General features: G+C 65.5%; 11 protein-coding genes and 1 pseudogene. 8 read left to right on the top strand and 4 right to left on the bottom strand.

Annotated features, from left to right (window positions below):
• Positions 1 to 10: 10 nt before the first annotated feature.
• Positions 11 to 1123, bottom strand: a complete 1113-nt coding sequence (locus tag B1790_RS05700; RefSeq protein WP_079922243.1) for an oxygenase MpaB family protein — start codon at positions 1121 to 1123, stop codon at positions 11 to 13.
• Between the two features lie 311 nt (positions 1124 to 1434).
• On the opposite strand from B1790_RS05700, the gene B1790_RS05695 reads away from it, so the two are divergent.
• From B1790_RS05695 to B1790_RS05685, 3 genes are all read left to right on the top strand, one after another.
• Entirely contained in the window at positions 1435 to 2070 is a 636-nt protein-coding gene (locus B1790_RS05695; protein WP_079922242.1) for a TetR/AcrR family transcriptional regulator, read from the top strand.
• Positions 2071 to 2226: 156 nt separating this feature from the next.
• Positions 2227 to 3216, top strand: a complete 990-nt coding sequence (locus B1790_RS05690) for a spirocyclase AveC family protein (protein WP_158083763.1) — start codon at positions 2227 to 2229, stop codon at positions 3214 to 3216.
• Between the two features lie 51 nt (positions 3217 to 3267).
• Positions 3268 to 3855, top strand: a complete 588-nt coding sequence (locus tag B1790_RS05685; protein ID WP_158083762.1) for a TetR/AcrR family transcriptional regulator — start codon at positions 3268 to 3270, stop codon at positions 3853 to 3855.
• Here B1790_RS05685 and B1790_RS05680 read toward each other — a convergent pair.
• Entirely contained in the window at positions 3804 to 4619 is an 816-nt protein-coding gene (locus B1790_RS05680) for a hypothetical protein (protein WP_079922239.1), read from the bottom strand. The genes B1790_RS05685 and B1790_RS05680 overlap by 52 nt on opposite strands.
• A 352-nt stretch (positions 4620 to 4971) precedes the next feature.
• Here B1790_RS05680 and B1790_RS34965 point away from each other — a divergent pair.
• A pseudogene (locus B1790_RS34965) lies at positions 4972 to 6146 on the top strand (acetyl-CoA C-acetyltransferase).
• Positions 6147 to 6150: 4 nt separating this feature from the next.
• The gene (locus B1790_RS34960; RefSeq protein WP_198951922.1) at positions 6151 to 8298 is read left to right on the top strand and encodes a 3-hydroxyacyl-CoA dehydrogenase NAD-binding domain-containing protein; all 2148 of its coding nucleotides are present in this window, start codon (positions 6151 to 6153) and stop codon (positions 8296 to 8298) included.
• Positions 8299 to 8542: 244 nt separating this feature from the next.
• Here B1790_RS34960 and B1790_RS05670 read toward each other — a convergent pair whose 3' ends face one another.
• The gene (locus B1790_RS05670; RefSeq protein ID WP_142271051.1) at positions 8543 to 10000 is read right to left on the bottom strand and encodes an APC family permease; all 1458 of its coding nucleotides are present in this window, start codon (positions 9998 to 10000) and stop codon (positions 8543 to 8545) included.
• Positions 10001 to 10214: 214 nt separating this feature from the next.
• Here B1790_RS05670 and B1790_RS05665 point away from each other — a divergent pair, with 214 nt between their 5' ends.
• The gene (locus tag B1790_RS05665) at positions 10215 to 12617 is read left to right on the top strand and encodes an excinuclease ABC subunit UvrA (protein WP_233164957.1); all 2403 of its coding nucleotides are present in this window, start codon (positions 10215 to 10217) and stop codon (positions 12615 to 12617) included.
• 141 nt (positions 12618 to 12758) lie between these two features.
• Positions 12759 to 13565, top strand: a complete 807-nt coding sequence (locus B1790_RS05660) for a DUF4239 domain-containing protein (protein WP_079922235.1) — start codon at positions 12759 to 12761, stop codon at positions 13563 to 13565.
• A 362-nt stretch (positions 13566 to 13927) separates the two neighbouring features.
• Here B1790_RS05660 and B1790_RS05655 read toward each other — a convergent pair whose 3' ends face one another.
• Complete coding sequence (locus B1790_RS05655) at positions 13928 to 14419, bottom strand: MarR family winged helix-turn-helix transcriptional regulator (protein WP_079922234.1); 492 nt, start codon at positions 14417 to 14419, stop codon at positions 13928 to 13930.
• Between the two features lie 278 nt (positions 14420 to 14697).
• Here B1790_RS05655 and B1790_RS05650 point away from each other — a divergent pair, with 278 nt between their 5' ends.
• Positions 14698 to 16731, top strand: a complete 2034-nt coding sequence (locus tag B1790_RS05650; RefSeq protein WP_079922233.1) for a toprim domain-containing protein — start codon at positions 14698 to 14700, stop codon at positions 16729 to 16731.
• The last annotated feature ends 1 nt before the right edge of the window (position 16732 follow it).

The following is a 16732-nucleotide window of genomic DNA, read 5'->3' as shown; positions in this document are numbered from 1 at the left end:
GGCGCCAACGTCATGACGACACGGCAGTGCTGCGCAGTACCGGCGGGGTCGGCTCGGCCTCGGCGACATTACGTCCTTCTGCACCAAGCACATACTCGTCGGTCGACCCCGGCCAGTTGCTGTAGAGATCGGCCAACCGGTGGAAGCACGGACGCGGGTCAGGCACGACGAATTGCGCCTCGCGAGTCCGTGCACCCGGCGCCGCGTCGGCGGCGATACCCTTCCGGTAGATCGGAGCGATGCGCTCGCCGAGGAAGTCGTCGAAGACCTCGAGGCCCTTCTCGCTGAGGAACCACTTCGACAACAGCCGCAGCGCAATGCCGGTCGCAAACGTGGATCCGAGCTTCGGACGCCGGTTGATCGCGATAAGTTCGCGCTCTTCCCACGACATCGTCAGCATCGCCATGTCCGCGAAGGTCCGCAGGACGAACATCGCCGGTTTGCGGTAGGCCGGACGCAGATCGCCGATCACCGTGCCGGTGGGATATTCCCCTGTCGCAAACGGCGAAAGAGTCTCGCGCGCCTGCAATCCGGTGGCGAATTTGTTGCGGGCGTGGGCGATGAAGTCGATCAACGCGCCATAGGTCGACGGCAGGTGGTCCGGGTTGGTTCCCAGCAGCGCGGCCGGCACCTGCTGTTCGCGACAGAATTGATCCCGTTCGGCACTGGTCAGTTCACCGTGGAGCCGCTCGAAGGCCGCCAGGAAGGACGCCGACAGCATGGCTTGGGTGAGCGCGAGCTCGTATTCGGCATTGGCTTGGTACGGCAGCGCAGTCAGCGGTTCTAGGCCGACGATGGTCGAATGCCGACGGCGCACGATGCCGCTGACGTATTCCGCGTCATCCGGGGTGCCGTACGTGGCGGCGTAGGTGTACCAGGCGACGTGCTTGAATCGCATCACCGGATCGTCGCCGAAGCTGTCGTGATCAGCGGCGGCCGCGGCGAAGGCGGGGTGCAGCGTCAGCAGCAGCGCCTCGCGCAGCAGCCCGACGATGAACACCGTCGGATCCTTCATCACGCGCCAGGTAATCGACCCTGGCCCCAACGCCCACTCGACGGCTTCGTCGCCATCCGGTTGGGTCGTAGTCGTCGGAACCTTGGTCTTCACGGCCGCGATCTCCATCTGCGAAATCCTTTCCCCAACATACAATTTGGCCTGGCGTTGTCCTGGCGGTAGACGATCTACACCGGCCACCGACGCTCACGAGATACTGCGGCGACGATCCATGACTTCAACGCATTCTATTTACCTGACAGTGATCGAGTCAACATTTTGCGCAATACTTTGACGAATATGCACTGCACGCTTGATCCGATCCGAGGTCGTCCGTCCCATTACGGCCGGTACGACACCGCCCGGTCTAGCATCAATCCATCTCGACACCCCGAGCCGCCGCGCCGGAGCGGCAGCCGTCCCCACCAGGAAGTCCACACATGACTGGCGATAGCGCGCCCGCGAGACAGCGTCTGGATTCCGAGCGGCGACGCGAGCAGATTCTGGCAGTGGCCGCGCGGCACTTCGAGGAACGTCGCTACAGCGACGTCTCGACCGGCGCGATTGCCGATGAAGCCGGGGTTGGGCGCCCCTTGATTCACTACTACTTCGGCACCAAGCGCGAGATGTACCTCGAGGTCGTCCGCCGCTTCGCTCTCGTTCCGCCGCATGTGGTCGCGACCGCCGTACAGGGGATCGCACCGGATGCGCTGGAGGACCGGATCCGCGCGAGCATCGACTACTGGCTGTCGGTGACGTCCCGCCACAAGTCCATGTGGACGTCGACGATCAGCGTCGACGCCCAGGACGACGACATCCAACGCATCATCGAACAGGCCGACGACGTGGCTGCCGACCGCATGCTCGAGGCCCTGGGCCTAGACGACCATCCTCAACGAGACCGGTTGCATGCGATGTTCCTGGCATTCGGCGGAATGGCCCGTGCCGCCGGGAGACAGTGGTTGGTACGGCACACGCTGAGTCGCGGCGAGGTCACCGAATTGCTTACCAAGTCCTTGCTCACCATCATCTGCGACGTCGTCCCCCTTTTCGAGGATCAGCAACCCGCCGAGTAGACGCTCACTGCCTTCGACGGCAGTGGGTGATCCGTCGCATCGATGAATATGCGTATGAGAACTATCGAGTTGCGACGCAAAGCCGGTAACGGCGCGGTCGTCGACCGATGTCCTCGGATCTTGCATCGGCTTAAGTGCGACGATAATGTCGCACTTATGGCCGAAGCGATACGTGGTGACTTGCCGCCGGACGTCGCGGACTCGTCTGACGCGGCGACTGCGCTCCGCAAGCGAGTCACCCTTGGACTGGTGACACTGGGTGCGGCTCTGATGGTGTTGGTTGTTGCAGTTCTGTTCCAGTGGCTTGCCGCAGGTCCGCAGTCGGTCCCACCTGGGACTGATCACTTCGGCGGGATCAAGCTTCTGCTGCTGAGGGCCCTGGAGTGGGGTCAGTTCGCCGTCTTCCTCGCACTATTGGGCTGGTTCGTGATCAAGCCAGCCGTGGAACGACGAAGCATGGGCTTCGACGGGCTGCTCATCCTGGCCTCGTTCGCGATGAACATCTGGGATCCGCTCGACAACTACTTCGTGTTCGCGTTTCAGTACAACGCCAACTTCATCAATCTTGGCTCGTGGGGCGGGTTCATCCCCGGCTGGCAGGGCGACGCCCCCGAGCTATGGGCGGTACCACTGGGGTTCATCTTCGGCTGCTACACGTGGTCCTGGTTCGCCGCCGTCCGACTCGGAAGCTATGTCCTGCATCGCCTTTCAGAGTCGCAGCGAGCGTGGCCGCGGTGGATTCAGTACCTGGTCGTCTACCTGGTGGCAGCAGCGCAGTGCGCCGTCAGCGAGGTCGTCTTCATGCGACTCGGCCACTGGGTGTATCCGACTACGGTGCCGGGATTCACCCTGTGGGAGGGCCAGTACGCATGGCCGTGGTTCAACCCGTTCCTCTACGGACTTACCTGGCTCGCCCTGATCTGGCTGCGAGAGACGGCGATGAACAACCGCGAGGGCCTCTCCGTCATCGAACGCGGTATCGACCGACTACCCGTCTGCCGATGGCAGCAGACCGCGATGAGATTCCTGTCGATCTTCTCCTTCAGCAGCGTCGTGTACATCCTCACGTACTTTCTGCCGTTCAACCTGATCATGATGCACGGCACGCTCAACACCCACCTGCCGTCGTACTTCCCGGTCCCCTAACCAGTCGGGGCTGGTCAGCTGACCCCAGCGGAACTGGGCCACAATGGGAACGTGCCAGCATCGACTCGCCCCCGCCGCGCCGATGCCCGCCTCAAGAAGGAACAGATCCTTGCGGCCGCGGTGAGAACACTCAGCGCAGACGCGAGCGCGACGCTCGAACGTGTGGCACAGGTGGCTGGGGTCCATCGCGCCACCGTCTACCGGCACTACCCATCGCGGGATCATCTGATCCAGGACGTACTGTCACATGCGCTGAGCGAGGGCATCGAAATAGTCACTCGCGCAGCAGAACTCGAGACTTTCGACGATGCGGTCCACACTCTCGCCGTCGACACCGCACGGTTCGCCGCCCAGTACGCGTTTCTGTTGGGAACCGCCGAACTCGCGGCAGCAGGACCAGATCCGATCGGGCTGTCCGCACTGATGGCGGCCTGGCAGTCGTCAGGTCTACTACGCAGCGATGTGAGCGCCGAGTGGCTCGCGGCAACATTCATCGCCTTGGCTCGGGCGCTATTGACGCCCGGTGCGATCGCGCCTGATCAAGAGCCCCACGAGGTACTCGCCGACATGTTCCTGAACGGAGCCGCTCAACTCACGCGCTGGCGAACTGCCGGTGGCTCAGAGGATTCCGTCGACTGAGCCACGCGCTGGGCATAAGCGGCGCAGTAGACGATCAGGCCCACCGCCATTGCGATACTCAACAAGGCACCGAGATGGACCGCGGCAGCTGGAATCGCCGCGTTGAGTGCAACTCCAACCGGCATCGCCACACCAAGGGTTACGAAGGACGCCAACGGTGCGCAACCCGCTACCCGCAACAACATTCGCCTGCGGTCAGTGCGACTGTTGATTGCCAGCCACATCAGCGTCCCCGATACCACCGGAACCATCGCGTTGATCAACACCCAATGGACCGGGAACCCCAGAATCTGAAACGGCTGGGGACCGTAGTAGGTGTACATACCCCAGCGCAGGAACGGCAGTTCATAGACGAGGTCCGCGACGCCCCAGACCAGCGCGACTCCGTAAACCGCACGGGCGCCCCGCCCGCTGTCGATCAACCGATAGCAGCTGTAACCGCCGAGACCGAAGAAGAGCGCGTAACCGAGGTAGTCGAACAAGGGGTCACGCATGCCAAACGCGCTGATGTAGGCGAGCGGGATGTTGTCCGGAAACCACACCAGGGTCAACCTGTTCAGCACCGGCGGCGAGAAGTACGCAACCACCAGCGCCCCGCCCAAGGCCGCCAACGGGATGACAGTTCGGTTGCGCCACGCCACATAACCCAGCCACACGACTGCACCGGCCACTTGGGCGAAGAACAACCAGTAGAACGCGGTGTAAGCCGCTACCGGGGACTGCATGTCGGACGGCATGACCACCAAATCGGCGGTGGTTGGCATCGTTTGAACCTCCCTGTGTGACGCAGGCCCCGCGGACGAGCCTGGCAGCAGTGTGTCACAGGATTGCACGACGCTGACACTGCCCCCATCTGCATAGTGCAAGACATTGAGAGCTTTCTTGCCACTATGCGCACACAGGATTCGGCCCCAACCAGCGGGACCGAACCGGGGCCCGCCCGCCACACTCAGACCTGAGTCATTGTTACGCATAGTTGCGCCAATGGGTGTCAATAGATTAAATACGCATAGCTTAGATGCGCTCATGCTAGGCAAATCACGTCATCTGATCGCTGCTTCCTGCAGCGCGCCGCAGCGCGTATCCAGCACAACCCGGCTATCCAGAAAGGCGACGATGTCCGAAGAAGCGTTTATCTATGAGGCGATCCGCACACCACGCGGCAAACAGCGGGGCGGGGCCCTCAACGAGATCAAGCCCGTCAGCCTGGTGGTCGGCCTGATCAACGAACTGCGAGCCCGTTTCCCCGACCTCGATGAAGCCCTCATCAGCGACGTCATCCTCGGCTGCGTCTCCCCCGTCGGCGATCAGGGCGGCGACATCGCCCGCACCGCAGTGCTGGCCGCCGCGATGCCGGACACCACGGGCGGATTCCAGCTCAACCGGTTCTGCGGCTCCGGCTTGGAGGCCGTCAACCTGGCCGCGCAGAAGGTCCGCTCCGGCTGGGACGACCTGGTGCTGGCCGGTGGTGTCGAGTCGATGAGCCGCGTACCGATGGGATCCGACGGCGGAGCCTGGGCCAGCGACCCCGAGACCAACTACTCCGTCTCCTTCGTTCCGCAGGGCATCGGCGCCGACCTGATCGCCACCATGGAGGGCTTCTCCCGCGAAGACGTCGACGCCTACGCCGCACGGTCGCAGGAGCGCGCCGCTGCGGCATGGTCGGGCGGCTACTTCGCCAAGTCCGTGGTGCCGGTGAAGGATCAGAACGGTCTGATCGTCCTCGACCACGACGAACACATGCGGCCCGAATCCACCGTCGAAAGCCTCGGCAAACTCAAGACTGCATTCGACGGCATCGGCGCCATGGGCGGATTCGACGACGTGGCCCTGCAGAAGTACCACGCCGTCGAGAAGATCAACCACGTCCACACCGGCGGCAACAGCTCGGGCATCGTCGACGGCGCCGCCCTGGTGCTCATCGGTAGTGAAAGCGCAGGAAAGGCGCAAAATCTCACCCCGCGTGCCCGCGTCGTGGCCACCGCCACCAGTGGCGCCGACGGCACCATCATGCTGACCGGTCCCACCCCGGCGACCCGCAAGGTGCTCGATCGTGCGGGCCTGACGGTCGACGACATCGACCTGTTCGAAATCAACGAGGCCTTCTCGTCGGTGGTGCTGAAGTTCCAAAAGGACCTGGGCATTCCCGACGAGAAACTCAACGTCAACGGCGGCGCCATCGCGATGGGCCACCCGCTGGGCGCCACCGGCGCCATGATCACCGGAACCATGGTCGACGAGCTTGCATCGGCGGCGGCATGGGCGTGGCCACCATCATCGAGAGGGTGTAAGGCAATGGCTCAGAACACGATTCAGTGGGACAAGGATGCCGACGGCATCGTCACCCTGACGTTGGACGACCCGACCGGTTCGGCCAACGTGATGAACGAGCACTACACCGAGTCGATGCACAATGCCGTGACACGGCTCGTAGCGGAGCAGGATTCGATCACCGGTGTCGTCATCGCCAGCGCGAAGAAGACCTTCTTCGCCGGTGGCGACCTCAAGGCAATCTCGCTGGTAACCGCAGACAGTGCCGGCGAATTCTTCGCCACGGCCGAGGCGATCAAGGCCGACCTGCGCAAGCTGGAAAAGCTGGAGAAGCCCGTCGTGGCCGCCATCAACGGCGCCGCGCTCGGTGGTGGCCTGGAGATCGCGCTGGCATGTAACTACCGCATTGCCGCCGATACCAAGGGTGTGGTGATCGGCCTGCCCGAGGTGACGCTGGGTCTGCTGCCCGGTGGCGGTGGCGTGGCCCGCACGGTGCGCATGTTCGGCATCCAGAAGGCCTTCACCGAGGTGCTCTCACAGGGCACCCGGTTCAGGCCGGCCAAGGCCAAGGACCTCGGTCTGATCGATGAGCTCGTGGGCTCGGTCGAGGAGTTGGTGCCCGCCGCCAAGGCGTGGATCAAGGCCAACCCCGAGGCGCACACCCAGCCCTGGGACGCCAAGGGTTACAAGATGCCCGGCGGCATCCCGTCGAGCCCGGCACTGGCCGCCGTCCTGCCGTCGTTCCCCGCGTTGCTCAAGAAGCAACTCAAGGGCGCCCCGGTGCCGGCACCACGGGCGATCCTGGCTGCCGCGGTCGAGGGTGCGCAGGTCGACTTCGACACCGCCAGCCGTATCGAGAGCCGCTACCTGACGCAGCTTGCCGCCGGCCAGACCTCGACGAACATGATCCAGGCCTTCTTCTTCGATCTGCAGTCGATCAACGCCGGCGGTTCACGTCCCGACGGCATCGGCAAGACGCCGATCACCAAGATCGGAGTGCTGGGTGCGGGCATGATGGGTGCGGGCATCGCCTATGTCTCCGCCAAGGCCGGGTTCGAGGTCGTCCTCAAGGACGTCACCATCGAAGCGGCTCAGCGCGGCAAGGCCTACTCGGAGAAGATCGAAGCCAAGGCACTGCAGCGGGGCACGACGACGCAGGAACGTAGCGACGCGCTGCTGGCCCGCATCACCCCGAGCGCCGATCCGGCAGACTTCGCCGGGGTCGACTTCGTCATCGAAGCGGTCTTCGAGAACCCCGAGCTCAAGCACACGGTGTTCCAGGAGATCGAGGACATCGTCGAACCCAACGCGCTGCTGGGATCGAACACCTCGACGCTGCCCATCACCGGTCTGGCGACCGGGGTGAAGCGCCAGGAGGACTTCGTCGGGATCCACTTCTTCTCCCCGGTCGACAAGATGCCGCTGGTCGAGATCATCAAGGGCGAGAAGACCTCCGACGAGGCGCTGGCCCGAGTGTTCGACTACACGCTGGCCATCGGCAAGACCCCGATCGTCGTCAACGACAGCCGCGGTTTCTTCACCAGCCGCGTCATCGGGACCTTCGTCAACGAGGCCATGTCGATGCTCGGTGAAGGTGCCGAACCCGCCAGCATCGAGCGCGCAGGAACCCAAGCCGGCTACCCGGCCCCGCCGCTGCAACTGCTCGATGAACTCAACCTGGAGCTGCTCAAGAAGGTCTCGGTGCAAAACCAGGCCGGCGCAGAGGAACTGGGACAGGTCTACAACCTGCATCCCGGCGAGCTGATCGTGGACAAGATGCTGGAGATCGGTCGTCCCTCGCGCTTGAAGGGTGCCGGCTTCTACGAATACGTCGACGGTAAGCGCACCGGCCTGTGGTCGGGCCTGCGGGAAGCCTTCAACTCCGGTTCGACCACGATTCCGTTGCAGGACATGATCGATCGGATGCTGTTCGCCGAGGCACTGGAAACCCAGAAGTGCATCGACGAAGGCGTGCTGATCACCACGGCGGATGCCAATATCGGCTCCATCATGGGTATCGGTTACCCGGCCTGGACCGGTGGCTCGGCGCAATACATCGTCGGCTACGAAGGCCCGCTGGGCACCGGCAAGGCCGCCTTCGTGGCGCGCACCGAGGAACTGGCCGCCCGCTACGGTGACCGCTTCACCCCGCCTGCCTCGCTGACCAGCTAGTACGAGCAGATCGAAATGTCCCCGGAAAACCAAGTTTTCCGGGGACATCTTCGTCTGGTCAGCTCACCGAACGTTCGACCAGCCCCACGGATTGGGCACCCACAACGGGGAGACGACGCGTCGTGACCGGCACACCGTCGAGATGCGAGGCGCCGGACAACGCTCGGGTATCGCCCAGGAACGCTGCGACGCACTGCTGGCCCGCTCCTGACAGCCGGACCGGTCAGATGCGAAGCGGCGCCGACTAGTTGGCGACGGGTGTGACCGGAGTCGGCTCCTCGCCGGGTTCGTGGTCGAGCACGTCACGGTGAAAGATCATCAGGTAGCCGAAGTAGACCCCGCCTGCGGCGACGAGACCGATGACGATGAGCACCGACGTCGACGCATCTCCCGGCGTGACGAGCGCGAACAAGGCAACCGCCACCCAGATCAACGCGGCGACGGCGACCGGTATCTCGAACCGTCCCAGACTGAATCCGCCTTCCTGTCGTTCCAGGTTCTTGCGCACCGCCAAGTAGAGGATCACCGTCGCGCCGTAGATCAACGCCGGCAGGATCGTCGATCCGATGATGAGTTGGAGAAGGGCTTGCCCGGGCAGCGCGACCATCAGGACGACACCCACGACCAGAATCAGAATCGTTGCCGCAATCGGTGTTTGAGTCTTGGGGTTCACGCGGCGCATCAGCTCGTGCGCGGGGAAGCGCTCGTCGCGGGCCATGGCGAACACCTGCCGCGAGCACGCCGCCATCACCACCATCCCGGCGCCAAACATCGCAAAGGCCAAACATGCCAGCAGAATTCGCTCGGATATCGGGCCGAGCTGACTGCGAATGATCGCCGCGACCGGTGAACCGCTTGCCGTCACGGCCGGGATGTCCTTGATGGCGGCGGTGAGCGCGATCAGGAAGATTAGACCCAACCCCGCGGCCGCGACCACCGAGGCCACTATCGCGCGCGGAACGCTCCGGAACGGATCCTTGGCCTCCTCGGCGAGGTTCGCGGCCGAGTCGAAGCCCACCAGCGTCGTCAAACCCATGATCATTCCGGCCGTCAAGCCACCGCCGATGGCGAAGTAGTTCGGGTCGGCGACGGTGACTCCGCGGGACGTCAAGTTCTCCAGGGTGCCGCTGCCGGTGAACACCATCACCGCCGCGAGCGCGAGCACCAGCACCACGACGATGGCGAGCTCGACCCCCACCGCGCCGGAGGTGATCATCCCGAGCAGACGGGTGGATGCGATCACCAGCACCGCCTGGACGACCAGAATCACCACGGTGAGCACCCGCGCCGTGTCCTCGTCACCCGACATGCCCAGCAGCGGCATCAACGCTTGGCTGGCCAGTGCGTTGTCCATGGCCACCACCGCGATCGCCAGGTACCAGAAGGTCAGCCAACCAAACAACCAGCCGACCTTCGGGCTGGCGAGTCGCGACGCCCACTGATAGGACGATCCGCTGAGTGCGATGCGTGCTGCGAACTGTGCGACCACCAACGCCACCAGGGTTTGGCCGACAGAGGCGACGACCCACAGCCAGATGCCGGCGGGGCCCGCAGTGCTCAGTACGGCGCCATAGGTGGCGAAGATGCCGACCGCCACCGAGATGAACGCGAAGGATATTGCGAATACCTGGAACCCGCCGAGGGTGCGTTTCAGCTCGGGCTCATAGCCAGTCGCGGGGCCTGCCACGTCGTCCGCCGTCACGGCTGACCTCTCTTTCGAAAACTCGCTGATGGCTCATTGTGGGGCACGCGAAGCACTATTCGGCGCCAATGGGCACCAGTCGAATAGGCTTCCGCCGTTCGTCCGATGCAAGGGGTGCGCAGTGTCCAGCGAAGAGCGGCCAACCACGATCGAGGTGCGGGGCGCTCGCGTCCACAACCTTCTGAACGTCGACGTCGACGTTCCCTTGAACCAAATGGTCGCCATAGCAGGGGTTTCCGGCTCCGGAAAGTCGTCGCTGGCAATGGGCGTGCTCTACGCCGAAGGGTCCCGCCGCTACATCGAAGCACTCTCGACCTACACTCGCCGCAGGATGTCGCACGCCACCAGGGCCACAGTCGACGAGGTCCGGCACGTCCCGGCGGCGCTGGCCCTACGACAGCGACCGGGCGTCCCCGGGGCGCGGAGCACGTTCGGCACGTCGACGGAACTCCTCAACGTCCTTCGCCTGCTGTTCTCCCGGCTCGGCGAACACCTCTGTCCCAACGGGCACCGTCAGCAGCCGACGATCGACGTGGCGGCCGGCCTCGACCTGACCTGCCCGGTCTGCGACGTCACGTTCACCCCGCCGGGCGCCGAGGCGCTGGCCTTCAACTCCGACGGGGCGTGCCCGACCTGCGGCGGCCTGGGCGTGGTGCGCGAGATCGACGACGCCCTGCTGGTCCCCGACCCCGCGAAGACCATCGCCGACGGCGCGGTGGCGCCGTGGAAGATGATGGGGCTCACCGTCATGCCGCAGATGGTCGGCGAACTCGGCGTCCGCACCGACGTGCCGTACCGCGACCTCACCGACGCCGAGCGGGACGTCGTGTTGCACGGCCCAGCCGAGAAGCACCTCATCACGGTTCCGTCGAAGAGCGGCAAGCTGTTCGAGGTCAACTTCACCTACCGCAACGCCCGGCTTGCCGTGCAGGAGGCACTCGACAAGGCCGCCAGCGAGGGCGGCCTCAACCGGGTCAACAAGTTCGTCCACACCGGGACTTGCCCCACGTGCCACGGCACCAGGCTCAGTGACCAGGCCCTGGCCCCGCAGGTCATGGGACTCAACCTGGCCGAGGCCACCGCACAGATGCTCGACGACGTAATCACTTGGGCACCAAGGGTAGTGCACACACTGCCGAGTGCCATGCGCTCGATGGCCACCGCGATCGTCACGCAGTTGCTCGAGATGGCGGAGCGCCTCGTCGAACTCGGCCTCGGCTATCTCGGTCTTGACCGCCCCAGCGCCACGCTGTCCACCGGTGAGCGACAACGAGTTCAGCTGGCCCGCGCCGTGCGCAATCAGACCACCGGCGTGCTGTACGTACTCGACGAACCGTCCATCGGGCTGCACCCGTCCAACGTCGACGGTCTCAACGGCGTCATCCGAGACTTGTTGCGGGACGGCAACTCCGTGGTGCTGGTCGACCACGACGTTCAGGTCCTGCGCGAAGCGGATTGGTTCGTCGAGATCGGACCGGGATCGGGCAGCGAGGGCGGCACCGTCGTCGCCGAAGGCACGCTGGACGATCTGGTGGCCAACCCGTCGTCGCTGATCGCCGGATTCCTGGACGGCACCGAGCCGATTCGCGTGCGTGAGACCGTGGCGTCCGGGCAGCTGTTCGACCACGGCCGGATCCGGCTGGCCACCCGCCCGCTGCACACGGTGCATGCCCTCGACGTCGAGATCCCCAAGGGCAGACTCACCGCCGTCACCGGAGTGTCTGGCTCGGGCAAGACCACCATGGTCTTGGAGAGTTTGGTGCCTGCTCTGCAGAGCGTCTCGGCCGGTGAGCCGATGCCGTCGCACGTCGCGGCGGTGGAATCCTCGGGCGTCGAGCGCGTCAACGTCGTCGACGCCACCCCCATCGGCACCAACGTGCGGTCCACCGTCGCCACCTACAGCGGTGTGCTCGACGACCTCCGCCGCGCGTACGCCGCCCTCGAGGAGTCGACGCGGCGCGGCCTGACCGCATCGGACTTCTCGTACAACACCGGGTCCCTGCGATGCCCGCGCTGCGAGGGCACGGGCCAGATCTCCCTCGACGTGCAGTTCCTTCCCGACGTCGAGATCGACTGCCCGGTATGCGACGGCACCCGGTACGACCCGGCGGCGAAGGACATCCGACGACCGGCAGGCCCGTCGCTGCCCGAACTGTTATGCCTCACCGTGAAACAGGCCCTGCTCGACACCGAGGACTTGCCGAAGGTTCAGAAGAAGCTGCGGACCCTGGTCGACCTCGGTCTCGGCTACCTGACCCTCGGCGAGGACACCCCGGCGTTGTCGGGCGGCGAGGCCCAACGGCTCAAGCTCGCAACCGAACTCGGCCGCAAGCAATCCGATGCGTTGTTCGTCCTCGACGAACCCAGCGTCGGCCTGCACCCCCTCGACGTCCGCGTACTGCTCGGGGTGATCGACCGTCTTGGCGCGAAGGGCGCCACCGTCGTCGTCATCGAACACGACCTCGACATGATCCCCAACGCCGACTACGTCGTCGACATGGGACCCGGCGGTGGCGCCGAGGGCGGAACCGTCGTGGCCACGGGCACGCCGGCCGAGATCGCCGGGTCCGCGGCGAGCGTCACCGGGCGCTATCTCACTCCCCCCGTATCTCAGTAGCGTGTTACCGCACCCAACGGGCCGTTCATCCCCGACAATCGGCAGGCGGTGATTCGCAGTGATCCACCGCCCTCAACGATGGGTGTGTATGGACCACGCACGGCAAGTCGTAGAAGTGGTTGCTCGGCTGGGACTCGGCCCGTGTTGAGCTGGTTGGCGGCGGCGGCGCTCATCACCGTGGTGACGGTCGCCGTCGTGGTGAAGCTGCTGGCGCGCAGGCGCGCACCGGACCCCGGCTGGTTCATCGACAGCACCCGCGCCGCAGGAGCACTCACGGTGATCGGCACCATGTTCGCGGTACTGCTGGCGTTCACCATCTTCTACGCGCTGCAGAACTACCAGCGGGCTCGCGACGGCGGCACCATGGAGGCCATCTCGGTCACCGAATTGCACAACGTGGCCGACGTTCTCGAAGGGCACGCGGGAGAACGATTGCACGGCGACCTGATCTGCTACTCACGAGCGGTGGTCGCCCAGGAGTGGCCGGCCATGCAACGCGGCGAATCGTCTCCCGTCGTGCAGCATTGGGTCGACACCATGGTCACCGACTTCGCGGCCTTCAATCCGACGAACGCGCGGCAGGAAGCGGCCTACAGCCAATGGTTCGACCAGCAGGCGCAGCGCCGCGACGGCCGCCGCGCCCGCGCCGCCGAGTCCGCCCCCTCGGTGCCGCCGCCGCTGTGGATCGTGCTCGGCATCGGAGCGACGGCCATCCTCAGTTACATGTGCGTGCAGGCCGACCGCCGCGAAAGTGCCGTCATCCAAGCTGTTCCCATCGCGTTCGTGTCGGCGTTGGTGACCTCGGCGCTGCTCGTCGTGGCGTTCCTCGACCACCCCTACGACAGTTGGTCGGGCAGTATTCAGCCCGATCAGATGCGGGTGACGTTGCATCTCATCGACGACGGGCACGACGCGCCGTGCGACGCACGGGGTGATCCGACTACGTAGGACCGGACGGCGCGTAGGAATGTCGTCAGCAAGTCCGGCTCTGGCCGTATGTATTCCGTCAAGACACTGGCAACGGCTGCGCGACAACGGTGCGATGGTTGCATGAGTGCTTACGCCGAGCCGGCTTCGTGGAGCGATCTGTTGCAGCTGTTGGCCATGATGTCCGTCCCGGCAAGCGTCTTCATGGCCGTGAGATACCTCAACCGCCGCGGCGAGCGGCGAGATCAACGCGTCGACGCCACGCGCCCACCAATGACCGCGTCTAGATGACCCTCACCGCAACCGCATGGGAGGAGCGATCATTGGGTCGCGGAATCAACGGTGAGATTCGTCCCCACGTAGTGGCTCGTCGACCGTGAGGTTCAACCGTTGGCGCGACGCTTGCGCGGTGCGGCCGATCGGGGCGGCCGCGATCGCATGTGATCTCGCGCGTTCTCCATCATGTCTCCAAGGGTGCGAACATCGCTTGCGTCGAGGGAGTCGAACAGCAGCTCGCGCACGACCTCGACGTGGCCGGGCAAGACCTTCGCGACACGGGCGCGGCCCTCGTCGGTGACGTTGACGATCGTGGCGCGCTGGTCGTCTGGGGACGCCGCGCGCGCGATGAGGCCGTCCTTCTCCAGCAGGCCGGCCTGATGCGTGAGCCCCGAGCGGCTGTAAACCACGCCGTCGGCCAAGTCGGTCATGGTCATCGGACGGTCGGCGTTGGCGAGTTTGGCCAGAATCTCGAACTGGACGTAGCTCAGGCCGCCCTCGGCTTGAAGCTGATGCCGCACCGCGTACTGCAGCAGGCTCACCGTCTCCGTCAATGCGAAGTAGGCCCGCATCTGGGCTGGGTTGAGCTCATCGGCCATGCACCCAGCATAATGCTTCGACCTCGAAGTTCCGCTGAGGCCGTAGACCGCGAGGGTGTGACTACCCGAACATCGGCGCATGAGCGGCTCCGTCGGCGTCGACATTGTCCAGGCCGGTCGCCCCTGGTCGAGGGTGACGGCAGTATTGGTGATGGGAGTCAGTGTCTGGGCCGTCGAGGGTATGAGTCTGCTCATACGCCGCCGCGGTTGCACGACGATGTCCGATCGGCCGTCTACGATTCCTGCGGCACACCCAAGAACGATGGAAGGGGCGCGCAGTGAGTTACACCGCCGCCGACATCACCGAGCTCGACGATGTCCAACACACACGCCTGCGGCCGGCGGTCAACCTCGGTCTGGACGTGCTCAACACCGCGCTGCGCGAGCTGGTGGACAACGCGATCGAAGAGGTCGCCGACCCCGCCAACGGTGGGTCGACGGTCACCATCACCCTGCACGCCGACGGGTCAGTCAGTGTCGCCGACGACGGTCGCGGCCTGCCCGTCGACTCCGACCCGGTCAACGGCAAGAACGGCATCGTCAAGACGCTGGGTACCGCGCGGGCGGGCGGCAAGTTCTCCGCGCACGTCGACGCGGCCAGCACGGGCGCCGGCCTGAACGGAATCGGCGCGGCCGCAGCGGTTTTCATCTCCGCGCGCACCGACGTAACCGTGCGCCGGGCCGGAAAGACCTACCTGCAGAGCTTTGGCGGCGGCTACCCGGGAACGTTCGACGGCAAGGACTTCGATCCCGACGCCCCGTTCACCCGCGCCGACGCCCAGAAACTCCGCGGCGCAGGCAATCGCCAACCCGACGCCCACGGCACCACCGTGCGCATCCTGTTCGACGCGGCCGTGGTACCGGATTCGACGGTCGACGTCAACGAAGTCCTACTCAGGGCGCACGCGGCGGCCAGGATGTCCCCCGGCGTGCACCTGCTCGTCGTCGACGAGGGCTGGCCCGGCGACGACGTCCGGCCCGAGCTGCTCGAACCGTTCCACGGCCCGTGGGGCACCGACACCCTGCTCGACCTGATGTGCGTCGCGGCGGGCACCCCGGTGCCTGGCGTGCGCGCCGTGGTCGAGGGTCGCGGCGAGTACACCACCGGCCGCGGCGCGACCCCGTTCCGCTGGTCCCTGACCGCAGGCCCCGCCGAGCCGGCCACCGTCGCCGCGTTCTGCAACACCGTGCGCACCCCCGGCGGCGGATCACACTTGACCGCAGCGGTGAAGGGCCTGTCCGAAGCGCTGGCCGATCGCGCATCCCGCATCCGCGACCTGGGCCTGGCGAAGGGCGAAGACGGCCCGGAGGCACAGGACTTCGCGGCGGTCACCGCGCTCGCCGTGGACACCCGGGCACCCGACGTGGCCTGGGACTCCCAAGCCAAGACCGCGGTGTCGTCGCGCTCGCTGAACGTGGCGATGACCCCGGACGTGGCCCGCAGCGTCACCATCTGGGCCGCCAACCCAGGCAACGGCGACGCCGTGTCGCGATGGACCCAGCTGGCGCTGGAGGCCGCAAGGGCGCGCCGCAGTGCCGAGGGCGCGAAGGCCAGGTCCCGGGCGGCGTCGAAGGCCAAGGGCCTGGGCACGAACCTGTCGCTGCCGCCGAAGCTGCTGCCCAGCCGGGAGACCGGGCGCGGCTCGGGGGCCGAGCTGTTCCTGTGTGAGGGCGATTCCGCGCTGGGCACGATCAAAGCCGCCCGTGACGCCACCTTCCAGGCGGCCTTCCCGCTGAAGGGCAAGCCGCCCAACGTCTACGGATTCACCGTCAGCAAGGCCAGGATCAAGGACGAGTTCGATTCGATCGAACGCATCCTTGGCTGCGGTATCCGGGACAACTGCGACCCGGAGTCCTGCCGGTATGACCGGATCCTGTTCGCCTCCGACGCCGACCCCGACGGCGGCAACATCAACTCCAGCCTCATCTCGATGTTCCTCGACTTCTACCGGCCGCTCGTCAAGGCCGGCATGGTCTACGTGACGTTGCCACCGCTGTTCGTGGTCAAGGACGGCCAGGAGCGGATCTACTGCCAGGACGAGTCCGAGCGCGATGCTGCGGTGGCCCAATTGAAGGCCACCTCCAAGCGCAAGGTGGAGGTTCAGCGCAACAAGGGCCTCGGCGAGATGGACGCCGACGACTTCTGGAACACCGTGCTGGATCCGGAGCGGCGCACCGTGATTCGGGTGCACCTCGACGACGGCGATCCGAAGCTGCACCACACACTGTTCGGCGGACCGCCGGAGGGCAGGCGCACGTGGATGGCCGATGCCGCCTCCCGCGTCGACACCCTTGCGCTTGACCTCAGCTAGG

The sequence above is a fragment of the Mycobacterium sp. AT1 genome (genome assembly GCF_002043095.1).
In the GTDB taxonomy this organism is placed as follows: domain Bacteria; phylum Actinomycetota; class Actinomycetes; order Mycobacteriales; family Mycobacteriaceae; genus Mycobacterium.
Note: the sequence above shows the minus strand (reverse complement) of the source record. Positions and strands in the feature narration are given on the sequence as shown.